Here is a 26229-nt window from a genome sequence, read left to right as displayed (position 1 = left end):
TCCAGCGTAAGGTGTTCATGATTGTTCTCCGACTCTACGTCGCCTAATGCGGTTCGCGATTCGCACCATCAAGTAGTAAAACACTGGCGTCGCGATCAGGGCCAAAACCAGAGACATGCATAACGAGCCGATCACCGCGATCGCCATCGGACGCAGCATGTCGGCACCCGCGCCGACGCCGTATGCCAACGGCAACAAGCCCAGAAAGGTTGTCAACGAAGTCATCAACACGGGACGCAAACGACGACGGCCTGATTGAATCAAGGCTTCATCCAGCGGTAATCCGTCAGCCATCAACTGATCGACGTAATCCAACATCAAGATACCGTTCTTCGCAGTGATCCCGATTCCAATGATCGCTCCGAGGAACGAAATGATATTTAGCGTCGTACCGGTTAACCACAATGCCGCTGCGACACCAAACATGGCGAGAATGGAACCGGCCAGGATCGCAATCGGTTTCATGAAGCCGCGAAATTCTAAAATCAACACGCCGAACACAAGCACGAGGGCCATCGCCAACACGAGAGCCAGATTGCGAAACGATTCCTGTTGTTGTTGGTAAAGGCCGCCAAACTCCATTGATGCCTCCGGTGGTAATTGCACTTTGGACGCAATCGCCTTTTTGATTTCGCTGATCCCGCTTCCCATGTCAATGTTCTCGAACCTAGCCGAGACCGACACGAGTTGCCGCAGGTCTTCGCGGTGCATTTCCAACATGCCCGGCTCGTGTTCGATCTGAGCCACGTCACGAACCGTCATGTTGGCTCCCGCGAGCGTTCGCAGCGGCATCGTCGCCAACTCTTGTTGACTGCTGTGCGATTGGGGCGACGCCATCACCCGCACGTTGTAGATGCGGTCGCCGTGCAGCACATACGACGACACGGTGCCCAGCATGGTTGCTTGGATTTCATTGCCAAGCGCTCGAGGCGTCAATCCAACGCGAGCGGCCTCGGCCACGTTGGTTTTCAAACGCAGTGTCGGCCCCGCGACGACTAAGCCGTCGTTGACATCCACCACACCGGGAATCGCCTCGATCGTCTGTGCGATTTCGGCCGCCTTCGCTTTGAGTAATTCGATGTTGGTTGAATAGAGTTTGATTTCGACCGGGTTGGGCGACCAGGTTAAGTCTCCAATCAAGTCGCCCAGCACGCCGGGGAATTCAAATTGCAACGCAGGTTCAGCCGCGTTTGCTTTGGCTCGCACTTCTTCGATCACTTGAGCGGTCGTGCGATTACGATTCGGTTTCAGTTTAACCAGGAAGTCACCCGTGTTCGGCTCCGCGATTGCAAAGGCCAACCTTGCACCGGTTCGCCGCGAGAATCCTTCGATCTCTGGGACTTCGTGCAGAATCGCTTCGACGTGCATCAGCATCCGATTGGTTTCGGTCAGACTGGTGCCGGGCCGCGAGAAGTAGTCGATCACGAACGCACCTTCGTCCTGTGCCGGCAGAAAGTCGGATTCGAGTTGCAAATAAATCCAACCACCACCGGCAGCAATCACTACGATTCCGATCATCGCGACGGCGGACCAGCGTAGAAGTACTCGCATGATGGCGGCGTAGATCGCGGTGAGTCCGCGTAAGATCGGACCACCTTCCGTAGCGGAATGTTTTGTAGCCGAACTCGCCAGAGTTTGGTTCTTTGGTTCGTCCAAAGTCTGGCGACTTCGGCTACGTCGGAACCGCAATGTTACCCTAGCAATCAATGGCCCAAGCCAACCTTGCTTTCTTGCTCGAATCAGCAGTCCCGCCGTCACCGGCGTCCACGTAACGGCCAACAACAACGAGATTAACAGCGCAATCACCATCGTCGTCGCCAGCGCACGAAAGAAGACGCCCGCGACACCATCCAAGAACGCCAGCGGAATGAATACGACGACCGGTGTCAAAGTGCTGCCCACCAGGGCCGGCCCCACTTCGGCAATTGCTTCTTTCACAGCCGCCGTCGGTCGCTCTCCCGATTCGACTTTTGCGTAGATCGCTTCGACGACAACAATCGCATCGTCGATCACGATCCCCACAACCGCCGCGATTCCTCCCAGCGTCATCAGGTTAAAACTCATCCCGAGCAGCTTCATGCCGATCAACGTCAGCAGCACGGTGACGGGAATCACCATCGCGGCAACCAACGTCGCTCGCCAACTTCGCAAAAACACAAACAGCACGACAACCGACAAAATCAATCCGAGGATGATCGCGTCCCAAACGCTTTGTACTCCCTCACGCACGAACTGCGATTGATCGTAAAAGAACGCCATTTTCATGTCGGGCGGTAGTTCTTTTTTGAGCTGTTCCAGGTCGCGATGCAGGTCTTCGGCGATTTGAACCGTGTTGCAGTCCGGTTGGCCGTAGATGTTCAATAGCACGGCTTCTTTCGCGTCCGCCGTGACACGATTGAACTGCGGAGCCGAACCGGTCTCGACCGTGGCGACATCACGCACACGTACGGGAGCTTGATTGACCCACGCCAGGATCACGTCCTCGATCTCTTTGGCTGTGTGCAAACGATTGTCAACGGTCGTCAGGTAGAGTTGATAGTTCTCTTCGTGCATCCCAGCAGGCGTGAACAGGTTCGTGTCCGCAAGAGCCTGAGTCACCTGCGCGAAGCTAAGCCCGTTGGCATCCAACCGCGTCGGATCGACAACCACGTGATACTCTGGCACACGCCCACCGACCAATTTCACGCGGGCGACACCTCGGATTCGCAAAAACCGAGGGTAGATATCGTAACGAGCCGTCTCCCACAAATCGGTCGGCTGTCGCGTGTCGCTGGTCAGGCTGATGCCGAGAATCGGAAAGGCCGAAAACGTCAGCCGATGAACTTGTACCGAAGCAGTTGGCGGCAGCGTGGATTGAATTTGCGATAGCCGACCGAGTACGTACTGTTCCGCTTCGGTCATGTCGGTTGACCAATCGAAGAAAACGTTGATTGCAGCCGAACCACGACCGGTGGTGCTGCGAATGTTGATCGCGCCGGGTATGTCTTTCATCGACTCTTCGACCGGCCGCGTCACGGTCGCCATCATCTCATCGCCCGGCATCACGCCGTTGTCGATCAGAATCACGACGCGAGGAAAATCAGTTTGTGGAAACACCGACGAGGGCATCGTGTAACCGGAATACGCGCCGGCCAAGCACAACGCCACGATTAGGAACAGAATCGGCTTGCTGAAACGTAGCAGGACGTGAGCCTTGGAGTCCGGTTGGGTGGTCATGGTTGAAGCAGTTCTTTCAGCGAGCTTGCTTCGGCTTGGTCCGTCTTGGGCATGCTCGCCGCATCCTTCTTATCCGACTCGGCATCTTTGCTCGAAGGCATTTCGAGTGTCGCGTTTTCGGCAGTCGCAACGGACTCGGTCATCGACACCAACATCTGCGGTTGCATTCCGGTCGCCTGCGTGACATCGGCCATCGCCAATGTCAATTCATTCAGCAGATCAAAAAAGCCTTGCTGTGACTGAATCAACGTCGTCCGCGCCGCAAAAACTTGCAGCAGGTTAATCTGCCCGGCTTTGAATTGATCTTCAAACGGCTGGAGCGCTTCGTTCAGGTCACGATCAAAGTCCGCTCGCGATTGTTCGACCAAACGCCTCGCTCGCTCGTATCGCTGGATCGCCGCGCGTGCTTCCAGTACCGCGCGGTTTTCAAGCTGTGTTGCGGTGATTTGCTGTTGGCGCAGTTCGGCCAGTCGCTGCTGCACCAGTGGTTTTCCGTTGTTGACCACAGGAATATCAATTTGTGCCTGGACGCCCCAAAACACCGTCGATGAATCGTCACGTTGGAACATCGGCCCGCCCTGTAAACTCGGGCAGCGCATCGCGTCGGCCAACCGCATGTTTTCCGATGCCATCGAGACTGCCGAACGCGCCGCTAAAACATCGGGACGATTGGCTACCAGTTGACGAAGGAAGGCATCGTCCAGTGAATCCAACTGCAAATGGTCTATCGGTTCTTCGGAGGCCATCATGGGCTGAGCCATGCCGACAACAACATCCAGCGGTTGCCATTGCCAGTTCGTCCACTTTCCCGCCAAGTCGATCGTCGCGTCAGGAGCGAAGTTCAGTTGATTCCGCAAACTCAACATCGCCGTTTGATAGCCCGCTTCGGCAAGTCGTTGCTGTCGTAGGGTTGCGCGATACTGCAGCTTGGCCAACTCGACGTCTGCCTTGTTCGACTGGCCCGCTTTCTCACGACGCTCGATCACACCAATGATTTGCTCGTTCATCTCCGCAAGCGCCGCATTGAGGTCACGAAGCTCACGCTGATACAAGGCGGCAAAGAAGAACCGCGTCGTTTGAGCCATGTTCAGCAGTTCGGCTTGGTTGACTGTGTTGTGAACCTGACGCCAATTCGCCGCCGCCATCCCTTCACGATGCTGCTGTTGACCGCCCAGCTCGAACGTTTGCACGACGACATGTTGCTGACTGACCGATCCGTCCTCGCCATTGCGATCACGGCTGTAAGGCAAGACCTGCGTTTGGAATTGCGGGTTGTAGATATAAGTGTTGGCAACCCCCATCGCAGCACTCGCCACGGGTTCAGTCGCCCTCACGGCCGCCAAGTCGGGATTCTGTGAGAGTCCCAATCCAATCGCTTCATCGAGTGATAGCTGAAACGTGTACTCGGCTGGAGGTAATGCCTGCGGTTGAGCCATTTGCACAACCGGATTGGTTGCTGCGTTGTCAGCACCGGCATCAAGGCTCACCAACCTGACCGTAGGCAACGTCTCGGCAACGGAAGTCGCCGGCTTGTAAGCCGAATGAATCGTTGCGTCCGCAGTTCGGTGCGACCTAGGCTGCGGCGAGCGACATCCTGCGAAGACAAGCAACGTTATCAGCAGTAATGTTTTACGTCGCTTGAAAACCATGACTCCCATCCCAATGTTAAGCAATTCCGTTTGTAGCGATCATGACGACCGCAGTTTCGACGAGCCAACCTCGGCCGATTCGATCTCGATACACAGGTCTTTTTCGGAGACAGCGGACTATTCGCGACTCTCATAATCACAGAACCAACCGTTTCAATCGTTCTGCAAGCGTGTCATGACGATTATGACGACGCTTGATGAGAGTTCGATGAGAATGTGAGAACAAAAATTCGATCGACCCTACAGCGGGACCGACTGTCGTCGAAAAACTAGCGTTTTGCGAAGGACGAAGTTCATTACGAACGACGCCCCGACGCAAACAACGGCAGCGAGACTTGTGGAGATCGCGAAGCCACTGATGAGCCAGCAGCCCAGTTGTGCGCCGACGAGATAGCTCATTGATGAGATGCCGAAGAAGAGGCTCATTTCGGTGATTCGTTTGTGTCTGCCTGGCGTGAAGACCCAGCGAACATTGAGCCAATAGCTGAACCCGTTTGCAATGACAAACGCGGCCGTCTTGTTGATGACGAACCGAAACGCTCGGACGTCGTTCACCAAACCGACGCGTCGGCGAGGATCGGCCTGTCGTGCACCTCGCTGACGCGTCGCGTTGGTTTTGCTTTGGCCAAAAGGCTGGTGACTACGGCTACATGAATCGCAAGAGAACCGTGAAGACTTTTGCTTCGCACGATGCCTCGATCGTTCCACCCAGGGACTCGGCGAGCCGTTTGCAGAGCGGCAAACCTAGTCCGCTCTGTTTGCCGGTGTCCGTTCGTGACGTGTCGGCTCTCCAGAACCGATCGAAGACTTTGTCGATATCGCCGGCTGGAAAGTAGCTCGCGGGATTGCTGATTCGCACCGTCAGCAACTTTGGGCTGACTTCCACTGTGAGATTGATCGTTGAACCTGGATCAGCGTAAGTGACCGCGTTGTCCATCAAATTACGAAACAACATGGCGACGGTTTGGGGAGGGCCTTCCAATGCTGTGCCTTCGGGGATATCCCATAAAACCGTTAGGTCTCGCTCGGCCACACCGTCGCAATTTGACTCGACGGCTTCGATGACAAACTCTTTTAAGTCGTTCGTCTCATGGAATAATTCATGTTGAGCTTGCGTCGTCTTCAACAAGCTATCGACCATGGTTGACGTTTGCTCGGTGATTGCCAAACACTGACGCATGGTCGCTTCGTGATCGGTGACCGATCGCTTTTTCGACAACGCGACTTCCAATTTCGCTCGGATGCCGGCAAGGGGCGTTCGCAATTCGTGGGCAACGTCAGCCGAAAAGGCTCGCTCACGATCGAGCGTTGATTGCAGTCGCGTCAGCAATTGGTTGATCGTCTGAACAAGCGGTCTAAGTTCCCGAGGCTGCTGAGCGCTTTCGTGGATGCGTTGGTCGAGTGACGCTGAGTGAATGCCGGCAATTTGCTCGGCTGCTTCATCAATCGGTTTCAGCGCCAGACGGACCGCGAGCCAAGTCAGTCCCAATGTCGCCAGCAAGCCCACGATCCCGACGATGGCGAGAAGTCTTCGCAAGCGACGGATCGTGGCGTCGATCGCGGCAGTGGGGCGTGCAAAGGCAATCGTGACGCGAGCCGACGGAACTTCGTCGAGACCACTGTCCTTGATGTCCTCCAGTTCAACCCGAGGTTGGAAATGCAACAATGCTGCTCGACCCCGTTGTGCGTCTGCTAGTTGAACTTCAACGATGTCACGCGGCGAATCCACGTCGAGCCTGAGTTTGTCGGCCTGAGTTGGGAAGTGATTGACAACTTGGCCGTCTTTCCACACCGATAAAACTTCGCTATTTGAGTCGATGGGAGTTGCCACGCCACCGCCCTCAAGCCATTCAAAAATCAATCCTTCGTGATCCTGCTCGACCAATTGACTGAGCGATTGAACTCGATCCCGCAACCCGCTGTCGAACTCGGACCAGAGGGACGCTTCGATCAGCAAACAAACGAAGATTCCGCTGATGGCAAATAGGATCAGCACACTCGCACCGACGAGTGCGATCAGACGACCATGCAGCGAACGAATCACGAATCAGATGCCTCCAGCACGTAGCCATGACCGCGGCGTGTAACGATCAGCGATGGCTGGTCTGGCAAGTCCAGTTTCTTGCGTAGATAGCCGACGTAGACATCGACAACATTACTGGTCGATTCGTTTTCCATATCGTAGAGGCTCTTCCAAATCTCTGTTCGCGTGACCACCTTGCCGCGCCGACGCGCCAGCAGCTCCAGCAGATTGTACTCGCGGGCCGTCAGTTCGATCGCTTCACCATCGCGACTCACCAACCGCGCCGAAGTATCAATCGTCAGATCACGAACCTGAATCACTGACACACCATCACCAAAGCTGCGACGCACTAACGCCCTGACACGCGCAAGCAGTTCGGCCATTGCAAACGGCTTCACGAGATAGTCATCTGCGCCGCAATTGAGCCCTCGAATCCGCTGGTCCACTTCGTCGAGCGCCGTCAGCAACAGCACAGGAGTGTGCTGTTGCTGCGACCGTAGCGATTCCAGAATTTCGATGCCATTGGTATGGGGCAGCATGATGTCTAAGACAATCGCATCATGCTCACCCGACTTGGCCAGCCACATGCCGTTGCGCCCGTCCTCCGCCGAATCGACGGCGTAACCGTCTTCGGAGAGCGCTTGGACAACCGCACTGCGAACGGGCTCGTAATCTTCGATGACTAGAACGCGCACAGATCAATCCTTGTCGCCGTCATCATCATCATCGTCGTCATCATCCTCATGGTCGTCGTCTGCTTCGAGTTCCACGACGCGGCCGGATGGATCGACCAGCAGCTCGACTTCTTTGCCGTCGACCATCGCCTCGATTTCGTACAGCACCACCATCTTCTTTTCAAACTCGGCGGTCGCACCCTTGAGCAGATGCTTCATCGCGGCAGCTTGCACTGCGGCGGGGACCGCGTCGCCGGAGACGGACATTTCGGTTTCCATCACTTCGCCGGCTTCGTTGACGTTAACCTCATGATCGACGTCGCCAACTTTCCATGCGGCTTCGTACAAGGTGAACCCGTCTTCAGTTTCCTTTTCGACGTCGGTAACCGTAGCGGAGCCGGCGGCGGATTTGATGGCGGTTTGGACAGCGGTCGGTGCGTTGGACAGCTTCATCTTGGTCGCTTCGGCATCGTGACCTTCATGATTGTGCGGCTTGAGTGCCCAAGCGGTGGACAGGCCGATCGTGCAGACGGCCGCAGTGGCGATGATTCGTTTCATTTTTCAATCCTTCGTGATGAGTCGGTGCCAAAGTCACAATGGCTTCGGCTATCAGTGAATGTTAGCAATCCAACGTGAGAGGACCGTGAGAGCCGGGTCGGATTATCGCGATTATTTGGGTCGATCGCGTCGAATGCGTACTACTAACCATACCGAATTACGAGGCCGATCTTGTAGGTACAGTTAATTCGATGGCAACGCAGACCTCATAACGGGAGAAACCAAGGATGGTTTTTAAGGCAACGACAACACCGATTTGGCAATCCTTGGCGATTGTTCTGTTCGCATTGATTGGAGTCGCTGGCTGTAGATCGCCGCAGCCATGTTGTGATCCCAGGCTGCCGACCCGTGAATTGGCGTGTCGGACTGGCGTGACGATGCAGAAGACGCCGCCGTGCCAGCAGGTGATTCCGCCGGGCGTGGTATTGGAAGACGGCTTGAGCGAAGACGAAGCGGTGTTGATCGCGTTGTCGAACAATTCGGCGTTTCAAGCGACGTTGGCTCAGTTGGGAATGGCACATGGCGATGCGGTGCAAGCAAACCTGCTGATGAACCCACAATTTCTTGTCTACTTTCCGACCGGTGCCAAGGAAGGACAGTATACGTTGTTCGCGCCGATTGAGTCGTACCTGTTGCGGCCGACTCGGGTGAAGGTCGCCAATCGCGAGTACCGACGGATCGGTGAAACGTTGGTGCAGAACGGACTCGACTTGGCTCGTAATGTACGCGTTGCCTACGCGGATCTGGCCGTGGCGACTCAGCAGGCTCAGCTCGCACAGGAAGCCCTCGGAATTCGCGGTGAAGTGTTTGACGTTACCGAGAAGCGTTTGGAAGACGGCGACATAAGTGAATTGGAAACGATCACCGCCAAGGTGGATCGTTTGAACGCGAAAGCAGCGGCCGGCGTACAGGATCAAACCGTAGCGATTGCCGAAGCTCGGCTGGCGACATTGATCGGATTGACTCGGTTGCCGACTCCGTTGGTTCCGTTACCGTTGCAGTCGCCGGAATTGCCGACGCTGGACGAACAACAGTTGATCGACCAAGCACTCGCTTGCCGGCCGGATTACAACGCCGCGAAGTGGGCGGTCGCGGCGGCTTCGCAGCGTTCGCGATTGTCGCGTTGGCTGTTCCTGCGGATGGATGGCGTGTTGGACGTTCGCAGCGATCCTGGCGGACGCACTGGAGGTGGGTTGAGGTTGGATGTTCCAATTTTCAACCGCAACGAGGGCGGTGTGATCCGAGCGGATTGGGAGATCAACGCGGCGATGCACCAGCGTGACGCGATCGCGGATCAGATTGTCGCCGACGTTCGCACTTCGATTCGGACGTTGCGACAAGCGTCGGATAACTTGCGAGTGTTGGAGCAAGAGGTCGCGCCGGCTTTGGTCGAGTCGCTGGACATTTCGCGAAAGGGTTTTGCCGACGGGGGAACCGATTACCTGTTGGTGCTGCAAACGACGACGCAATACCTCGACGCGAAGGCTCGTATCTTGGATCAGAAAGCCGCTTATTCGCGGGCACTTGCCGAATTGGAACGAGCCGTTGGATGCCATTTGGAAGCCGGCTTGGTGGACTACGAAACGTTCATGGAAGTGATCGACGTGCCGCTTGCGATGCCAGAGCAAGAAACGAACCAGGAAGCCGATTTGGACATGTCAACGGACGAAGGAGACGAGCCGGATAAATCTGAACCAAAGGATACGGATGCAGAACAAGAATCGAACAATCTTGCGGACCTACTTCAACTCGACGGAAATCTCTAAATTTGCCCACCTATCGCACCCGCACTCGGCAACTATACTATTAGTAAAACCGAAAGCTGCGAGTCTGATCAACGAAAGTTAGCCGCGGTAATCCCAGCAAACGTTTGTTCATGAAACATTCTCATCAAATTCTCATCTTCGCGACGCTCGCGATTTGTGTCGGTTTTTCACCGGGCTGCCACAAGGCAGACAAGACCAAGCCTGAATCGGTCAAACCGGCGAAGGTCGAAAAGTTGCCCGTCGAAACCGACTTGGCAACCATCACGCTGACCGAAGACGCAAACCGACGACTCGGCATCACCACCGCAGCGGTGGCAGAGCGGGAAGTCGCACGACGAAGGACATTGGGGGGCCAAGCGGTCATTCCGTCGGGCAAAACGATCGTCTTGGCTGCTCCGCTGGCGGGCATTATCACGCGAGTTGATCAAACCGCACTGCCGAGGCCGGGAACTCAGGTCCGTCCCAATCAGCCGTTGCTCTCGATCAAACCTCTGTTGTCGGCGGAGCGAGATGTGATGACACCGGCCGAACAAGTGCAATTGGTCGGCGCGCGAGCGAACTTGATGGCGGCACAAACGGTTGCCGTCGGCGACGTTGATCGAGGTAAGGCCGAGGTCGAGGGTGCTCAGATCGCTTTCGACCGAGCGAAAAAGTTGTTCGCCGATCGCGCCGGTGCTCGACGAGCCGTGGATGATGCCGAAGCGGCTTTAAATATCGCCAAGTCAACGCTGGCCGCAGCTCAGGAACGTGAACAACAGCTCGCCGAATTGCTAAAGATGCTGAACGTCGAATCGTCGGACGGCGAGGCGACTCCGCTGCCTATGACCACGCCGATTGGCGGCCTCGTCAATCGCATCGAAGTCAGCGAAGGCCAGACGGTGGCCAGCGGCGCTGTGCTGTTTGAAGTTGTCAATCTGGACACGATTTGGATTCGCGTCCCCGTGTTCGTCGACATGCTCGCGGAGGTTCAACAGGACGAACCGGCGAAGTTGGTTTCGCTGTCTGGACAAGCGCTTTCACAGGACGTCATGGCGACACCCATCGCGGCTCCTCCAACAGCCGACGCGATGTCGTCGTCGGCTGATCTGTACTACACGGTCGACAACGCGAACCTTGGTCTACGTCCAGGTCAAAGAATCGGCGTCGAGCTACCGACGTCAATGAGCAAATTGTCGCTGGTCGTTCCCAATGCCGCGATCCTGTTTGACATCTACGGCGGCGGTTGGGTTTACGCGATGACCGGCGAGCGGCAATACACACGCAATCGCGTCAGCGTTCGTTTTGTAGACGGAAACGAAGCGGTTTTGGCCAGCGGTCCTGCCGTTGGAACGCAAGTTGTCGTCGACGGTGCGGCGGAATTGTTTGGTACAGAGTTCGGGGCCGGCAAATGAACTGGCTGATCACAACCTCACTTCAGTTCCGACTGCTCGTGATTGTTCTTGCGATCGCACTGATCATCGTCGGTGTTCGCACGTCCGATTCGGTGCCGCTGGACGTATTCCCCGAGTTCGCGCCGCCACTGGTCGAGATTCAAACGGAGGCTCCCGGCATCGCGACCGAAGATGTCGAAAGTCTGATCACGGTGCCGATCGAAAACGCAGTCAACGGCATTCCGTTTGTGCAAACCGTTCGCTCGAAATCCGTGCTGGGTTTATCGAGCGTACGATTGATTTTTGATCCGGGTACGGATTTGTTGACCGCTCGACAGTTGGTGCAAGAGCGACTGGCGCTGGCCGCACCGACTTTGCCGATGGTAGCTCGGCCGCCCGTGATTCTGCCGCCGCTTTCGTCACTTAGCCGCTGTTTGAAGATTGGGTTATGGTCGGATACGCAATCGCAAATGGACATGACGGTCCTGACCAAGTGGACGATCCGGCCTCGATTGATGTCGATTCCCGGCGTGGCCAACGTTGCCGTTTGGGGTGAGAAAGAACCGCAACTTCAAGTCGTCGTCGATCCCGATCGGCTGCGGGCGAACAACTTGACGCTCGATGCGATTTTGCAAACCGTTCGTGACGCCACAGCGGTCGGTGCGGGCGGATTCGTTGACACTGCGAATCAACGTCTGGCCCTGCGTCATGTGCCTGCGGTCTATACGCCAGAGCAATTGGGCGAGATCGTCGTAGGCTTTCGCGGGCAGACTGGCAACGCACAGGTCCCCGCCACGGGACCGACAACTATTCCATCACCGGGAACGCCGCTACGCATTAAAGACGTGGCCGAAGTCACCTATGACTACGCTCCGCCGATTGGTGACGCGATCATCAACAGCCGACTGGGCCTGCTGCTTATCGTTGAAAAGCAACCGTGGGCCAATACGCTCGACGTGACTCAGAACGTCGAAAAGGCGATGGCGGAACTGAAACCCGCGATGGCGGAAATTGAATACGACACCACGGTATTTCGGCCCGCGACGTTCATCGAACGAGCGCTCAGCAACCTTGGTCATTCAATGTTGGTCGGATGCGTGTTGGTTGTGATCGTGCTGTTGCTGTTCTTGTTCGATTGGCGGTGTGCGATCATCAGTGCGACAGCGATCCCGCTTTCGTTGTTGGCAGCGGTGTTGGTGTTGTATTACCGTGGCGGTACGATCAATACGATGGTGCTGGCCGGCTTGGTGATCGCGCTGGGCGAAGTCGTCGACGATGCGATCATCGACGTTGAGAACATTATGCGTCGGTTGCGGCTGAACTCGATGCTCGAAAAGCCACGCAGCAACTTCGCCGTCGTCCTCGAAGCCTCTTTGGAAGTTCGCAGCGCCGTCGTTTACGCAACCGTCATCGTGATCCTTGCGTTTCTGCCGGTGTTCTTTTTGACCGGGTTGGCCGGAGCTTTCTTTCGACCGCTGGCTGCGGCTTACATCTTAGCAATCCTCGCTTCGCTGGTCGTCGCACTGACGGTGACGCCGGCGATGTCGTTGATGCTGCTTCCCAAATCAGCCGGGCGGCGCAGCACCGACGGACCGTTGGTTCGTTTGTTCAAACGCGTCTACCGAGCGGTTCTGGCTTTCGCGTTGCGGATCAAATGGGGCACCATCGCGATCACGCTCATCCTGTTCGGATGTCTCGTTTCAACGATTCCGATGCTGGGCGAGCAGTTGATGCCCAAGTTCCGCGAGACCGACTTCTTGATGCACTGGGTCGAGAAACCAGGCATCGGCATCGACGCAATGAACCGCATCACGATCCGAGCCAGCGACGAAATGATGGCCGTCGATGGCGTTCGCAACTTCGGTTCGCACATCGGGCGAGCAACGGTGGCAGACGAAGTCGTCGGCCCGAACTTCACTGAATTGTGGATCAGCATTGACGACGACAAGGACTACGATGCCACGGTTGCCGAGGTCCAAGAGATCGTCGATGGCTATCCCGGTTTGTATCGCGATCTGCTGACGTATCTGACCGAACGCATCAAAGAAGTTCTGACCGGCACGAGCGCTTCGATCGTTGTGCGGTTATACGGACCAGACTTGGACCAATTGCGATTGACGGCGAAGGAAATCGAATCGGTGATCAAGCCAGTCGAAGGCGTCACGACTTTGAAAGTCGAACCGCAAGTGCTAGTTCCGCAAATCGCGATCGACATGAAAGTCGAGGCCGCGTCGCAGTTCGGTTTGACGCCGGGCGTGTTGATGAACAACGTGACGACGCTGGTTAACGGATTGCGAGTCGGTGAAATGTACCGCGACCAAGCAATCTTTCCGGTCGTTGTCGTCGGTGAAAAGAAGTTGCGAACGGACTTGGCGAAGCTAAATGATCTGATGATCGACACGCCCTCGGGTGCTCAGGTGCCATTGTCGAGTGTCGCTGCTCTGACGATCGTCCCCGCACCCAACGTGATCGCTCGCGAAGGAGCGTCGCGCAAGTTGGACGTGACCTGCAACGTCAACGGTCGCGACTTGGCCGCTGTAGCCAACGACATCGAAGCGGCGGTACGAGATAAGATAGAATTCGAGACCGGTTATCACCCCGAATTCTTGGGTGAGTACGCCGAGGCGAAAGCATCACGACAACGCTTAGTATTGCTCTCACTCGGTAGCATCCTCGCCATTACGATCATCCTTTACATCGACTTTGAAAGCTGGCGGTTGGTGTTGTTGATCTTGATGGCGTTGCCGCTCGCACTGGCCAGCGGTCTGCTGGGCGTATTCGCTGGCGGCGGCATCATCTCGCTTGGTTCGCTGGTCGGTTTCGTCACCGTGTTGGGCATCGCGGCTCGCAACGCGATCATGCTGATCAGCCACTACCGGCACCTCGCCGAAGAAGATCCCGGCCTCACCGCCGGCGAGCTGATTGTCCGCGGAGCCGAGGAACGCTTGGCCCCGATCCTGATGACGGCCCTCACTACCGGCTTGGCCCTCGTGCCGTTGATCTACACCGGCGAACTCCCTGGCCAAGAAATCGAATACCCAATGGCTCTCGTCATCCTCACCGGTCTGGCCGGAGCCACGATGGTGAATCTGTTAGTGTTGCCGGTATTGTATTCTTGGTTGGCACAGAAATTGAAGAATGCTGATCTTGCACAGGAGATTCAATCATGACCGATAGTCCTGCGAAGCGATTCTACGATCGAATCAGTCATGCCTACGACATGATTGCAGATGGAGGCGAGCATGTTGCTCGCGAGCGCGGGCTTGAACTCCTCTCGGTGAAAACAGGTGAGTCAGTGTTGGAAATTGGATTCGGCACTGGTCACTCATTGGTCACTTTGGTCGAAGCCGTTGGCGATGAAGGCAGCGTCACCGGCATCGACATATCGTCCGGCATGAGAGACGTTGCGATGAAGCGTTTGAACGAGGCCGGGCAAAGCCATCGTGTGAAATTGATTGCCCAGGAAACTCCGCCACTTCCGTTTGATGACGAAGCGTTCGATGCGATCGTGATGAGCTTTACATTGGAGTTGTTTCCGACCGAGACGATTCCCGAAGTGCTGCGAGAATGTCGCCGCGTATTGAAGCCGAGCGGACGCATCGGGTTGGTCAGTATGGCGACGCTTGAGGACGGCGAATCGGAAAGCGTGTTGGAACGAACCTACGTTTGGATGCACACACATTTTCCGCACATCGTTGACTGCCAGCCAATTCCGCTGGAACAGCTAGTCATCGAAACAGGTTTTCGCATCGACGCTCAGGAACGCATCGACTTATTCACGATGCCGGTGGCGATTGTGGTTGCCGGAATCAGCTAATGAACTTTGGCGAATCGTTGGCTCGGTTGCCGTTTACGTGGTCGATGTTGCTGGTCAGTGGGGTTTGGAACGTCGGATAGACTTCTAGCCTGTCGATTTGGAATTCAGAGGTCGAAAGCCTATCCTGCATTTCTATTGGAACGCGTGATTGTGAATGCAACTCCCCACGTCGTCATCATTGGCGGTGGCTTCGGTGGACTCGAAGTCGCTCGGCGCCTTCGTCGGGCTGCGGTTCGGGTCACGTTGGTTGATCGGCACAATTACCACCTGTTTCAACCGCTGCTTTACCAAGTCGCCACTGGCGGACTTTCGCCAGCGAACATTGCTACGCCGCTAAGAGCGATCGTTCGCAACCAAGCGAATTGCGAAGTCTTGATGGCCGAAGTGACCGGCTTTGACGTTGGCGCTAACAAGGTCAGGCTTGCCGACGGCGAACTGAATTACGACGTTTTGGTTGTCGCTGCCGGTGCAACGCACAGCTACTTTGGCCGCAATGATTGGGAACCGTTGGCACCGGGTTTGAAAACGCTTGCCGACGCCGCCCACATTCGCCGCCGTATCTACCTCGCATTTGAAGCGGCGGAACGCGAATTGGATGCCGAAGCACGCAAGGCGTTCTTGACGTTCGTCGTTGTCGGCGGCGGACCGACGGGCGTTGAATTGGCGGGAGCATTGTCGGAGATCGCACGTCACACGCTCAAGCATGACTTTCGGCATATCAATCCCGAAGATGCTCGAATCATGGTTGTCGAAGCCGCTCCGCACATCTTGGCTCACTATCCCGAGGAACTTTGCACGCGAGCGGCAGAGAAGGTGCGAAAACTTGGGATCGAAATTCACACGCATACGAAGGTAGCTGAAATCACCCCCGATCACGTTCGGCTTGCCAGCGACGATGGCGAGACCGTTGTTCGTACGAAGACGGTTTTGTGGGGTGCCGGTGTGCAAGCAAGTCCGCTTGGAAAGCAACTTACGGACGCTTGCGGTCTGGAAACGGATCGAGCCGGTCATCTGCCGGTTTCTGATCGTTTGGCGGTTGCCGGTCACGACAACATCTTCGCGATCGGTGACATCGCAACTTGTTTGGGGAGCGACGGAAAGCCATTGCCCGGACTGGCATCGGTTGCAGTACAGCAAGGCAAATACGTTGCCGATGCGATTGGCAGTCGCGGCAAGTCGAGCGAAGCGATCAAACCGTTCGTCTACAACGACAAGGGGACAATGGCGACGATCGGACGAGCTGCTGCCGTCGCTCAAATTGGCAAGCGTCAATTTTGCGGGTTCTTCGCCTGGCTCCTTTGGTTGTTCGTTCACTTGATGTTGATTGTCCAGTTCCAAAACCGTTTGCTGATCCTGATTCAGTGGGCGTGGAGTTACGCGACGTTCAACCGCAGCAACCGAATCATTACCGGCGAAACGCCCGTTGTCGTCGAAAAGCATCCGTCGGACGACCCAACGAAAATCGCATGACAAACCACCACAAGACCAATTGCACTGTTTGCGGCAAATCGTTCTCGATGTCAGATCTGAGACCGGGACGGTTTGTTCGTCCGCTGATGGCGGATCGCATCTCGGCAGATCATCCCGAGTGGAACGCGGATGCTTACATTTGTCACGGCGATTTAAATCATTACCGCAGCCAGTATGTTCAGAACGTTTTGGCGTCCTTGGTCGAATACCCATCGAGAATTGATCCAGTAGCTCAACGCGTTGGCGATGACGAACGCGACCGTCTTGTCGATGGCAAAATGACTTGACCGAACGATCTCGCTGATGCTGATGCCGTCGCATGGCAAGACGAAGTTCTCCAGCAGGTGAATGCCGAATAAATCGACCAAGGCAGTGAACGCACCCGCGATCAAGTAGCGATCCCATTGGTGGCGCAATAAGCTCGTTGCGGGATCGTCTATGCAAAGCAATGTGTTAGTAGTCAAACCAGACTCCCAGCCCAAGGTGCGACTCTCGATGTTGAAAGAATGAAAACTGGCTCGTTGGTCCGTCACCGTATTGGGCGCCCAGTCGAATGCGACGGCCAGACTTCGGACTTTGGAACGACCATCCCGCTTGCACCGTGGTGGAAACGTCGTAATCGACCGCTTCGCGAAAGTTCAAATTGACGGCTGCGAACGGAGCACCTCGCCGCATGACTTTCGCGATCGGCGTGTACTCGGCCCCTGTTTGCAACTGGTAACGTTTTGCTCCACCAGACGCACGAAATGAATTGACGAATTCGCCATATAGTCGCATGTCCTCACGCGGCCGATAGCTGCCTCCGACAATCCATGACTCGGTGACGTAGTTAATTCGCGTGAATGTCGGATTGCGAATGAGGTATTCGTCGCCCACATGCGAGCTGATGTGAAAGTATCCGAACTTCATTGCCCACGGTCCTTCGGCCCACGTGATCTCGGTGCCGAAACGATAATCCATCGACTCAACATCTTCGGCGTGCAATAAATCTAACCGCGTGATCACGGCCCCTTCCAGATCCCATTGCCAACCCGATGCACCATGCGATTGGCCGGTTCCATAGCGAAGCAGTCCGACGCGTCCGCCAACGGTCGCGTCCCAATAGATGCCGTCGTTGTTGTCGCCAAAGATGACCGTCGAGATACGTGGCTCTTGCGGCGCTGCCAAGTACGAATGCCACAACAATCCGTCGGGAAGCAGGTGCCATTGATCGTTTTCTGCAGTGCTTCCTAGGCAGGGATCGCAACCGTCATCGCTGAACGCAGCGATGTCGCCTGTCACGGCATTGCGAAAATTAGTTTGCTCGATAAGGTCGGCGTCATTCCATGCGAAACCGTCCTGAGCGATGGCAACGCTGCTAAGCGAAAGAACGAGAACGAGCATATAACCCCGGGGAAACCAAGCCGTTTTCATCTAACGACTCAACTTTCCAGCCGACGCGAATGTCTCGTCGGCCAGCGTGATGCGTGTCGCCCGATAGACGTGTTCATGGCGAGGTGAAACGGTCAAATGATGCGTGGTTGCCAAACTCGCTCGCGTCCGTTCGATCCTCGCATCATCCGTTACCAAGACGAAATTGCGTTCTTTCGACGCGAAACCGACGAACTCATCTTCCCACTCGATCGGAAACGACACTGTCCGACGCTCGGGAAAGTGAAAGGTCGCCCCGTGCGGTTTTTCGCCGAAGAAAACGATTGCCGCATCGGCATCATCTTCTGCGATTCGGAAAGTTTCAACGTAAACCGATCGTTCGGACGAGATTGTGGGCAACAAAACCGCGGACGCAAACAGCATCACACCAACTGAGACCACAGCCGTTCCCGCCCAAGCCGATCGGCCCGCCACAATGTCACGATTCCAACTGGCCAGCACGATGACCGACACGACGACGCAGACGATTGCAGCCAAGACACCCGCTTGTGAAACAGTACCCGCCAACCACGCGTCGACACCAATCATTGCAATGCAAGCGATGATTAACATCACGGTCGCCCGCTGCGGAAACGGAATCAAGTAGTTCGTGATCCGATCCACCGCGCAGCGTCGAAACACGGTTTGATCGAGCATCACGCCCGTCGCCAAACAGATTAGCGGAATGGCGGGCAAAATGTACGTCGGCAATTTGCAACTGGCCGCCGAGAAGAACGCCAGCACCCAGACCGCTCCGCAGACCAAAAAGCCGAGATCCTTGGAACGCAGCGAACGCTTGCAACCCGCCGAACTTGCCACAAACGCGACAACCGAAGGCAATAACAACGACGCCGGAAACATCGCCGCGAATACGATGGGAATATAGAACCAAAACGGCTGCTTGTGATTCGATCCTCGGATGAACCGCTGATAGTTGTGCTCCCAAAAAAAGTAGTCCACGAACTGCGAATTGAATTTCGCCACCGCGATGTACCACGGAACGCAAACCACCAACATCGGAACGAAAAACGCGACCCAGTGCAGTACACGAGTCCGACTGTGATCGGCCCGCAACCAACCACTCACGACCAACGGCGGCGCACACAACACCAATGCCACCGGGCCTTTCGTCATTACCCCCAACGCACACGCCACCCCTGAAACGATCCACCAAACCGGTCGGCGGCGATGCCCCCTGACTGCGATGTAACCGGACAACAGGCAAAGGGTCGTAAACAACGTCAGCAATGAATCGAGAATCAGAAACCGTCCCGAAAGCACAAACCCGCCACACAATGACAACGACATCGCGCCTAACCAAGCCGATCGCCGCCCCAACACGCGACTGCCCCAACCGAACACGAACAAAATCGTCGCCAGCGCAGACAACATGGACGGCAGTCGCGCCGCCGTTTCAGTCGTGCCGAATAATTGAAACGATAATGCCGTCAACCAGTACATCAATGGCGGCTTGTCCAAATACGCTTTGCCGTCCAGTGTCGGCGTGACCCAATCGCGTGAGTCAATCATTTCGATCGCGATCTGGGCGTACCGCGTTTCATCGGGTTCGATCAACGGGTAAGACAAATTCGGAACGAGGACCGCGCACGCGGTGGCGATCAGCGTTGCCCATGCCATGCAGCGTTGACGCCGTGACCAGCCGCTCGCCGGGGAGATGACGTGTTGGGCAGACGCGGGAAAATGATCCTTCCACGCTTGGCGGATCTTCGCTTTGTAAGGAATCAACATGGGGATCACGCGGGTTGATAGACAAGTCGCCGCATCATCAAGATGCTAGCGAAGACAAATACGAGGTTCGCGATCCAGACGCCTTGGGGAACAAGCCGTCCGTTTTTGGCCATGTCCAAGGTCAACGCAAAGATCGGATAGTAGATCAACACCGTCGGCAGAAACACGACGCCGAACGTTGTCATCGTATCCGACGCCTTCATGCGGATCGCCAGCGGAATGCCGATCAACGACATCGCCAAACAGGTGAACCCGCTGGCCCAGCGGCGGTGCATCTCAGTTCCCAAGCGGTGCAATCGTATGCGACTTCGATTGATCTCGGACAGCCGCTGTGCAGACTCGGAGTTTGCGATTGCATCTATCTTTGACGATAGAATGCTGAATGCTGTGTGAACGGCGATCCCGTTCTCGCGGCGACAAATGTCGTCACTTTGCCGCTGCGATGCGGTTGGTAAGTCACGCATCGCCATGTGCGAAGGATGGGCGACCAGCAAGTCAACTTGCGCGTCCATGCCCAGAGGAATCGTATGCACGAATGTCTCGGGGAAAACGAGCGAGGCCACACCGCCCACGTCCACCCGACTGTTGGCGATGCTCAGTTGTAAACTCTCATCGTCCGCTTGATAGCTGAGCTGCGCCGTGCTGGCGGAAATCCTGATCGGCTCCGCTCCGGGCCGATCGATTTTGATTTGCGGCTGAACCAGATCGCGTCCACTGACCGCGCGCACCGACATGGAAAAGCTGTCGTGCTGAAAGTAGTGATCACGCTGTAGTTTGTTGTAGGCGATCTTTTCGACCGATGACAAAATAACTCGCTGCACGCCATGAAATCCCCAAGTGAAAGCCACATTGATCAGCCCGACGGTCGTGATACTCAGGATGGCTGTCAACAGGACCGCAGGAATGATTGATGGCAATAACGAGATACCGACCGACTGCATGGCAACAAATTCATTGTCGGCCGACATGCGACCATAAACGGTACAGACGCTGAACAACGCCGTACCAGGCACCGCAAGCGACAATGCATTGGGCAACGAAAATGGAATGAGTCTCAACACGCCCACCGGACCGAGTCCTTGATTGATCGCCTCGCGAGCGACACCGACGAACATCACCAGCATCGTGATCACAAACAGCGACAGGAAGAATGTGACGAAGATGTCACGAGCGATCCGACGCTGGATCGTCGTCAACATGGCAGTTCCTGTTGTTTTGCTTGGGCTAAATCCGCCGCCTCGCGAGCTTCCAACGCATCGGCGAGTTGACGAACGATGGCAAGTTCACTGGGGTCGCATCCGTCGCAGGGCCGGAAACGGGGCTGCGACGTGAGCAACCATCGAATCAGACCGATCATCGTTGGATTCCTTCGTTTGCAGGCACCGGCTTTACCGCCATCTGCGTGGGGCTTGCGGTGTTGGTCGCTTGGTAGATCGTGGCCGGACCGCGGCGGCCGACTTCGACCAGTTTGGTGGTCTCGGACAATTGTTCCGCAACGTCGCTGGCTGCGATTCGATCATCGACGATCAGAATTGCCATGCCGGAATTCGATACGAAGTCGGCGAGACCAACGTCGGCGACATCGGCGAAGTTGGGGATGTCACTGCGATCGAGGTAGAACGGCACTTCGGAGAATTCATGGTCGACCGTTGCGATCGGCAATTGCTTGGTGATGGCCAACTGATCGGACAGCGGTGAGGTGTCGCCGAACAGCGTTTCCGAGCGACTGTAGGCGGGTACCATTTGGTGCATCACCATGATGGCGAACACGAACGCGACGCCGGCCGACGACGCCCAAGCGAGTTTGGCTTGATGCCGGTCGCCCATCAGCAATAGTGACACCATCAATAGCATCGCCCAGAACATCGCCCAACCGAACAGCGAAATGCTGATCGCGTCGGTCCAAAAGATCACGAATAAGGCAAACGATACGCCCGCCAAACAAGTCGTCGCGGTTGCGGTGCGTGCCGACCAGAACCGGGCAAAGAAGTATTCGGTGCGGCTAGTGGCGTTCGGGTTGCCAGCGTCTCTGAGCACTTCGTTGAGATAGTGACCGATCATCAACGCAAACGCCGGCGCGGCGGGCAACAGGTATGTCGGCAACTTACAGGCAGACAGCGAGAAGAACGTGAAGCACCAGACGCTCCACAGCAACAAGTATCCGACCGCTGGCGGACGCTTGGTTCGAGCAGATTCGTCGCGTCCGAGCAGGAACTTGGCGTAGGGGATGGTCAGGAACGACCAAGGATGGCCGGCGATCAACAGGACTGGGACGAAGAACCAGATCGGTTTGGGATGAAACTCACCGGCGAAGCGTGCGACATTGTGTCTGTAGAAGAACTCGATCAAGAACAATGGGTCTTGCTGGTGAACCAGCACGAACCAAGGCGCGGCAATCATCGCGGCGACACTGCCGAGCAGCACGTAATGCCACCACCGGATCTTTAAGTGATCTTCCGATAGCCAAGCGAACGCAAAAACCGGCGGCAGCCAGAGCACGATCGCAATCGGACCTTTCGTGAGGAACGCAAGTCCGATGCAAACGGCCGATGCGACCCACCAGCCGAGGCGCAATCGCGGCGACCGGACCGCTTCATACGTCATGAACAACGACAGTGAAACGAACAGCGACAACACTCCGTCGAGCAACAGATACCGACTCGTGAACACAAAACCGACCGATAGAAACAACACGATTCCGGCTAGCAGTCCGATTCGCCGTTCGAAGATCCGGGAACCGAAGAACATCGTCGATGCGAGTGTTCCTAGCGCCGCCAGTGCCGGCACCAATCTGGCCGATGCTTCGCTGATCCCAAACAACTTGAAACCGATCGCACACAACCAATACAGCAGCGGCGGCTTGTCGTAGTAAGTTTGGAAATTAAGTTGAGGCAGAATCCAGTTGCCCGTCGCAATCATCTCACGAGGGATCTCGGCGTAGCGCGTTTCATCGCGGTCGATCAGCGGATAACCGAGGTTGGTCAGCATGAAGATGGCGGCGATGAGCAACAGCGCGGCTTGAAGTAGCGGAAGTCGCCAAGACTTTCGGCCCGACGCGTCCTTCGCAATGACATCGAAACTCTTGGCGAGTTCCGCTACGGGTTGGGCCGAAGCAACTGCGGGAAACTGCACCTCGTTCCACCAGTACCGTAGCAACGACATTAGCACTTTCGGGATATGCCGAACCGACACGGTGCTTTCGCCCAGCGTTCGCGGACGGTGTGACACGCCGACTTCGCAAACCGACAGGCCGAGCTGCCTCGCCTGCACCAGCATTTCCGAATTGACCAAAAAACCGTTGCCCGTGATTCGCAGCTTCTTGGCCACGTCGCGGTCGAACATTTTCAACGCACAATCCACGTCTCGAACGCCCGTGCCCAACAGTAAGCGAACGAGCAGGTTGTAGACCTTCGAGTACAAACAACGCAGCGGCGTGTCCTTGCGGTCGATGCGGTATCCGCAAACGATGTCATAGCGACTGGACAGCAACACGAATCGATCCAGTTCCGTCAGATCGAACTGGCAATCCGCGTCGGTGAAAACCACCAACGACTTCTCCGCCACCGAAAATCCCGAGCGAATTGCTGCGCCGTAGCCTTGATTCGGCGAGTGCTGCACCAAACGCACGCAATCGTTGCCCGTCGAAAGTTCGCGTACGATCGCGGCCGTATCGTCCGTGCTGCCGTCATCAACGACGATGATTTCGTAATCGTCGGTGATACGCGACAGAGCAGCGTCGGCCTCGGCCACTGCTGTCGCGATCACGTCGGCCTCGTTCCAAGCCGGCAGGATCAGCGAGATGGATTGGTGGTGTTGTTCTATGTCGTGCATCCTTGCACTTCCCTAATACGGCTGTCTTAGTAGTTCGTTCGATATGGAGATTACGAATTATCAACGCTTCCTCGCAATGCCACCTCGTAACGGTTTAGTAGTTCAGTGCAATGCGGAAGCGGCAAGCGACTCGCTCGCTCGCTTGCCTGTCACCTTCGGCACGGTGTGGGTGAAGAGTCGGTCTTCGGTATCGTAGTACGAAAGCGAAAGCCCGTTTTTGTCGACCAGCAGCCAACAAAATCCCGGCGTGGCTTCGGCGAATACCATTTCTTCGATCCACGAGGTGCTGCGGAGTTTCGAGCCCGCTCCACTGACGATCTGCAACCACCCGGCGTCGGATTCCAGCAACTGCAGGTCGTGGTCGTGACCGGACAGGTACACGTCAACGTCGAACTCCTCAAACATCGGTGGCAGGACTCGGCCGATTCGATCGGCAACTTCGTGTTGCCCACCGGTCATGGCCGGATGGTGCCCAACGACGAACTTGTAATCGGCATCGCTAGCGGAAAGCTCGTTACGGAACCACTTCATCTGTTCATCAGCCTCGGCCGAATCGGTCAACATTGTGTTGGTGTCGAGCACGAAGATGTCGATCACTTGATCGCGTGCGGTTTCACGCGTCCGGAAATAGCGGGCCGGCATTTTCCAGCGCTTGCTGCGATCGGTGTATTGCACCTGTGCTTCCGCGTCGCCACCCACGTCGTGATTGCCCAAGCAAACGTAGAACGGCATATCGAACGAAGCGGCGTCGAACAACGATTCAAAGTCGCTGTCGAAACGCAGGTCATCAATTGAATCGACGCCGCTTTCGTAAAAGTTGTCGCCCAAAAGCATCGCGGCATCGGGGCGGGACCAAGCGGCGTGCTTTCGCATCGCTTCGACGACGGCGGTTCGTCGGAAAGTGTCTTTGCCGGTGTCACCGACGACTAACATGCTGAACCCGCCGTTTCGCTCGGCGGGCTTCGGTTCGATTCCGGTGTCAAATGTTCGACGACCCCGTGTCGCAATGATCCATTGGTTGTGAGCGGCGACGCGGTAGCCGATGTAGCCAAGCGGTGCGAGCAACGAACCGAGAACGACTCGGCGAGTCCACCGTGAAGCGGTTTGTTTTGGTTGATCCACTCCACTATTCCCTTAGTAGTTGGGTGCATAAGCAACCCGATGCGTTAGCGAGAATCGGATTCATGAAAAATTCTCGCTGACGCGCCGGGTTGGTGGTCAATCTTCGTCGTAAAGCAATTCATGCATCTGAACGCGATCTTCAAACAATTCAAAGTCACGGACTTGCACACCGGATTCATGTAGGGCACTTGCCGTCCAAGTTGGCCAAGGCGACCAATCGCTTCGCTGTGACGCCATCGCGTTGGTCGGCAACCAGACTTGCTGAATCAGCACGGCAGATAACAGCAACACGGCCATGGCCGCGACCGGACGCCAGCGTGATTGCGGACGTTCTCCCTCGGCCAGTTCAACCAACCGGTTGCTGCGACGAACGAGGGCACTGGGCTGATTGCCGAACGCGAGCGTTCCATTCGGCACTTCGGTACACGACACGGTTCCGCAACGCTCGGCGACCTTGGCCAACGTTCGCAGGTACGCGCTAAATTTGCCGGCGGTCTTGGCGGCCACTTCGTCGCACAGGTACTCGCGAGTTAGCTCAGCACGGTGTGCCGCCATCCAAGCCATCGGGTGAAACCAGAACACAGTCGAACAGACGCCTTGCAGGAAGTGCTGCATCGGGTGCTGCGTTCGTAAGTGTTCGATCTCGTGCAGCAGTACATGCCGCAGCGTCGCGTTGTCGTCGGTCAACAAAAACGTCGGCAGCACGATCACCGGCCGGTGCAACTGCCAACAGAACGGGCCTTGGATTCGATCGGAAGTCAATATGGAGAGATCTTCGTCAGCGCGTGCTTCCACGTCCGTCCGTTTCAGCAATGCCTCCGCATCGACCCGTTCACATTGTGTTTTCAAGAACCGCAGCAAACCGACGCACAATATCACTCGCCGCAGCACCGACCACGCCGCACCGATGGCCCAGACGCTAGCCAGTGCGATCGCGATTCGCGTCTGCCAGACGACGACGCTGAGCATGGATTCGCGTGACCAATCGCCGGGGAAATCGAACAGTCGACGATGCGGCAACAACAATCCGGCGGCGACCAAACCGATCACGCAGACGAAGCAAATGGTCCATAAACGGCACTGCGACCGCGCGTCGGCGATCCAGCGTTGCAAAAGCAGCGTTGCGGAGATCACAACTGAGATTTGCAGACAAAGCGTGCAGCCGACTTCAAAGGCGAACCGGGGATTCACTACGATTCTCCCAGTTGGTCGGCGGCTTTCTTGACCGCCGCGATGTCATCGGCCGACACCGCATTGGATTGCAGTAGGCTCAACACTAGCGACCGCGTCGATCCGCCGAACAATTGATCTGCGAGCGATTTGATCATGCCTTCGCGGACCTGCTCGCGGGACACTTTTGGTTGGTACGTGAATGCTCGGCCGATCTTATTACCGCGACGGACGATCTTTTTGTCTTCCAGAATCTTCATCGTTGTCAGCACGGTCGTGTACGCCAAATCTCGGTTGATCGACTCGACGACGTCGTTGACTGTCACGCTGCCTTTGTCCCAGACCACGTCCATGACTTCGGCTTCACACTTGGTTAGTTCGACAAGCTTTTTCGATCGTGGCAT

The 26229-nt window shown here is 56.2% G+C and carries 20 protein-coding genes; 5 read left to right on the top strand and 15 right to left on the bottom strand.

Annotated features, from left to right (window positions below; all coding sequences use genetic code 11):
• Positions 1 to 15 precede the first annotated feature (15 nt).
• The 6 genes from Enr13x_RS35530 to Enr13x_RS35505 form a co-directional block, all read right to left on the bottom strand.
• Complete coding sequence (locus Enr13x_RS35530; RefSeq protein WP_145391677.1) at positions 16 to 3216, bottom strand: efflux RND transporter permease subunit; 3201 nt, start codon at positions 3214 to 3216, stop codon at positions 16 to 18.
• A complete protein-coding gene (locus tag Enr13x_RS35525) occupies positions 3213 to 4652 on the bottom strand; it encodes a TolC family protein (protein WP_197455610.1) in 1440 nt (479 codons plus the stop codon). The genes Enr13x_RS35530 and Enr13x_RS35525 overlap by 4 nt, the downstream gene beginning before the upstream one ends.
• A gap of 453 nt (positions 4653 to 5105) precedes the next feature.
• Positions 5106 to 5420 carry a GtrA family protein gene (locus tag Enr13x_RS39995; protein WP_197455609.1) on the bottom strand — a complete coding sequence of 105 codons (315 nt, stop codon included), beginning with the start codon at positions 5418 to 5420 and terminating at the stop codon, positions 5106 to 5108.
• A gap of 91 nt (positions 5421 to 5511) precedes the next feature.
• Entirely contained in the window at positions 5512 to 6909 is a 1398-nt protein-coding gene (locus Enr13x_RS35515; RefSeq protein WP_145391674.1) for an ATP-binding protein, read from the bottom strand.
• Positions 6906 to 7583: a response regulator transcription factor gene (locus tag Enr13x_RS35510; RefSeq protein ID WP_145391673.1), complete on the bottom strand. Its 678-nt coding sequence runs from the start codon at positions 7581 to 7583 to the stop codon at positions 6906 to 6908. The genes Enr13x_RS35515 and Enr13x_RS35510 overlap by 4 nt, the downstream gene beginning before the upstream one ends.
• A 3-nt stretch (positions 7584 to 7586) precedes the next feature.
• The gene (locus tag Enr13x_RS35505; RefSeq protein WP_145391672.1) at positions 7587 to 8120 is read right to left on the bottom strand and encodes a hypothetical protein; all 534 of its coding nucleotides are present in this window, start codon (positions 8118 to 8120) and stop codon (positions 7587 to 7589) included.
• A gap of 377 nt (positions 8121 to 8497) precedes the next feature.
• Between Enr13x_RS35505 and Enr13x_RS35500 the strand changes: the two genes are divergently transcribed.
• The 5 genes from Enr13x_RS35500 (at position 8498) to Enr13x_RS35480 (ending at position 16543) form a co-directional block, all read left to right on the top strand.
• Complete coding sequence (locus tag Enr13x_RS35500; RefSeq protein WP_197455608.1) at positions 8498 to 9886, top strand: TolC family protein; 1389 nt, start codon at positions 8498 to 8500, stop codon at positions 9884 to 9886.
• Between the two features lie 110 nt (positions 9887 to 9996).
• Complete coding sequence (locus Enr13x_RS35495; protein ID WP_145391670.1) at positions 9997 to 11277, top strand: efflux RND transporter periplasmic adaptor subunit; 1281 nt, start codon at positions 9997 to 9999, stop codon at positions 11275 to 11277.
• Positions 11274 to 14426, top strand: coding sequence for an efflux RND transporter permease subunit (locus Enr13x_RS35490; RefSeq protein WP_145391669.1), 3153 nt, complete (start codon positions 11274 to 11276; stop codon positions 14424 to 14426). The genes Enr13x_RS35495 and Enr13x_RS35490 overlap by 4 nt, the downstream gene beginning before the upstream one ends.
• Complete coding sequence (locus tag Enr13x_RS35485) at positions 14423 to 15073, top strand: class I SAM-dependent methyltransferase (RefSeq protein ID WP_145391668.1); 651 nt, start codon at positions 14423 to 14425, stop codon at positions 15071 to 15073. The genes Enr13x_RS35490 and Enr13x_RS35485 overlap by 4 nt, the downstream gene beginning before the upstream one ends.
• A 150-nt stretch (positions 15074 to 15223) precedes the next feature.
• Positions 15224 to 16543 carry an NAD(P)/FAD-dependent oxidoreductase gene (locus Enr13x_RS35480; protein ID WP_145391667.1) on the top strand — a complete coding sequence of 440 codons (1320 nt, stop codon included), beginning with the start codon at positions 15224 to 15226 and terminating at the stop codon, positions 16541 to 16543.
• 152 nt (positions 16544 to 16695) lie between these two features.
• On the opposite strand, the gene Enr13x_RS35475 is transcribed toward Enr13x_RS35480, so the two are convergent.
• The 9 genes from Enr13x_RS35475 to Enr13x_RS35440 form a co-directional block, all read right to left on the bottom strand.
• A complete protein-coding gene (locus Enr13x_RS35475) occupies positions 16696 to 17025 on the bottom strand; it encodes a GtrA family protein (protein ID WP_197455607.1) in 330 nt (109 codons plus the stop codon).
• The gene (locus Enr13x_RS35470) at positions 16997 to 17926 is read right to left on the bottom strand and encodes a DUF1207 domain-containing protein (RefSeq protein WP_231743978.1); all 930 of its coding nucleotides are present in this window, start codon (positions 17924 to 17926) and stop codon (positions 16997 to 16999) included. The genes Enr13x_RS35475 and Enr13x_RS35470 overlap by 29 nt, the downstream gene beginning before the upstream one ends.
• A gap of 30 nt (positions 17927 to 17956) precedes the next feature.
• Positions 17957 to 19702, bottom strand: a complete 1746-nt coding sequence (locus tag Enr13x_RS35465) for a glycosyltransferase family 39 protein (protein WP_145391664.1) — start codon at positions 19700 to 19702, stop codon at positions 17957 to 17959.
• A gap of 5 nt (positions 19703 to 19707) precedes the next feature.
• On the bottom strand, positions 19708 to 20901 hold the full coding sequence (locus Enr13x_RS35460; protein WP_145391663.1) for an LptF/LptG family permease: 1194 nt from the start codon (positions 20899 to 20901) through the stop codon (positions 19708 to 19710).
• Positions 20895 to 21059 (bottom strand): hypothetical protein, encoded by a 165-nt coding sequence (locus tag Enr13x_RS38675; RefSeq protein ID WP_197455606.1) that lies wholly within the window; start codon positions 21057 to 21059, stop codon positions 20895 to 20897. Before Enr13x_RS38675 ends, Enr13x_RS35460 begins: the two co-directional genes overlap by 7 nt.
• Complete coding sequence (locus Enr13x_RS35455) at positions 21056 to 23533, bottom strand: glycosyltransferase (protein WP_145391662.1); 2478 nt, start codon at positions 23531 to 23533, stop codon at positions 21056 to 21058. The genes Enr13x_RS38675 and Enr13x_RS35455 overlap by 4 nt, the downstream gene beginning before the upstream one ends.
• 102 nt (positions 23534 to 23635) lie before the next feature.
• The gene (locus Enr13x_RS35450; protein ID WP_145391661.1) at positions 23636 to 24655 is read right to left on the bottom strand and encodes a metallophosphoesterase; all 1020 of its coding nucleotides are present in this window, start codon (positions 24653 to 24655) and stop codon (positions 23636 to 23638) included.
• A gap of 96 nt (positions 24656 to 24751) precedes the next feature.
• Complete coding sequence (locus Enr13x_RS35445) at positions 24752 to 25846, bottom strand: M56 family metallopeptidase (RefSeq protein WP_145391660.1); 1095 nt, start codon at positions 25844 to 25846, stop codon at positions 24752 to 24754.
• Entirely contained in the window at positions 25846 to 26229 is a 384-nt protein-coding gene (locus Enr13x_RS35440) for a BlaI/MecI/CopY family transcriptional regulator (RefSeq protein WP_145391659.1), read from the bottom strand. The genes Enr13x_RS35445 and Enr13x_RS35440 overlap by 1 nt, the downstream gene beginning before the upstream one ends.

Origin of the sequence: Stieleria neptunia, from assembly GCF_007754155.1 — a bacterium.
In the GTDB taxonomy this organism is placed as follows: Bacteria; Planctomycetota; Planctomycetia; order Pirellulales; family Pirellulaceae; genus Stieleria; species Stieleria neptunia.
The sequence above is the reverse complement of the archived record's forward strand: the minus strand, read 5'-3'. Positions and strand labels throughout refer to the sequence as shown.

What these genes read in the sequence shown, in the direction of transcription:
- Enr13x_RS35530 (WP_145391677.1), bottom strand. Translation starts at nt 3,216, where the DNA reads ATGACCACCCAACCGGACTCCAAGGCTCACGTCCTGCTACGTTTCAGC.
- Enr13x_RS35525 (WP_197455610.1), bottom strand. Translation starts at nt 4,652, where the DNA reads ATGGCTCAACCGCAGGCATTACCTCCAGCCGAGTACACGTTTCAGCTA.
- Enr13x_RS35505 (WP_145391672.1), bottom strand. Translation starts at nt 8,120, where the DNA reads ATGAAACGAATCATCGCCACTGCGGCCGTCTGCACGATCGGCCTGTCC.
- Enr13x_RS35500 (WP_197455608.1), top strand. Translation starts at nt 8,498, where the DNA reads ATGCAGAAGACGCCGCCGTGCCAGCAGGTGATTCCGCCGGGCGTGGTA.
- Enr13x_RS35495 (WP_145391670.1), top strand. Translation starts at nt 9,997, where the DNA reads ATGAAACATTCTCATCAAATTCTCATCTTCGCGACGCTCGCGATTTGT.
- Enr13x_RS35490 (WP_145391669.1), top strand. Translation starts at nt 11,274, where the DNA reads ATGAACTGGCTGATCACAACCTCACTTCAGTTCCGACTGCTCGTGATT.
- Enr13x_RS35485 (WP_145391668.1), top strand. Translation starts at nt 14,423, where the DNA reads ATGACCGATAGTCCTGCGAAGCGATTCTACGATCGAATCAGTCATGCC.
- Enr13x_RS35470 (WP_231743978.1), bottom strand. Translation starts at nt 17,926, where the DNA reads ATGCTCGTTCTCGTTCTTTCGCTTAGCAGCGTTGCCATCGCTCAGGAC.
- Enr13x_RS35465 (WP_145391664.1), bottom strand. Translation starts at nt 19,702, where the DNA reads ATGTTGATTCCTTACAAAGCGAAGATCCGCCAAGCGTGGAAGGATCAT.
- Enr13x_RS35460 (WP_145391663.1), bottom strand. Translation starts at nt 20,901, where the DNA reads ATGTTGACGACGATCCAGCGTCGGATCGCTCGTGACATCTTCGTCACA.
- Enr13x_RS38675 (WP_197455606.1), bottom strand. Translation starts at nt 21,059, where the DNA reads ATGATCGGTCTGATTCGATGGTTGCTCACGTCGCAGCCCCGTTTCCGG.
- Enr13x_RS35455 (WP_145391662.1), bottom strand. Translation starts at nt 23,533, where the DNA reads ATGCACGACATAGAACAACACCACCAATCCATCTCGCTGATCCTGCCG.
- Enr13x_RS35440 (WP_145391659.1), bottom strand. Translation starts at nt 26,229, where the DNA reads ATGCCACGATCGAAAAAGCTTGTCGAACTAACCAAGTGTGAAGCCGAA.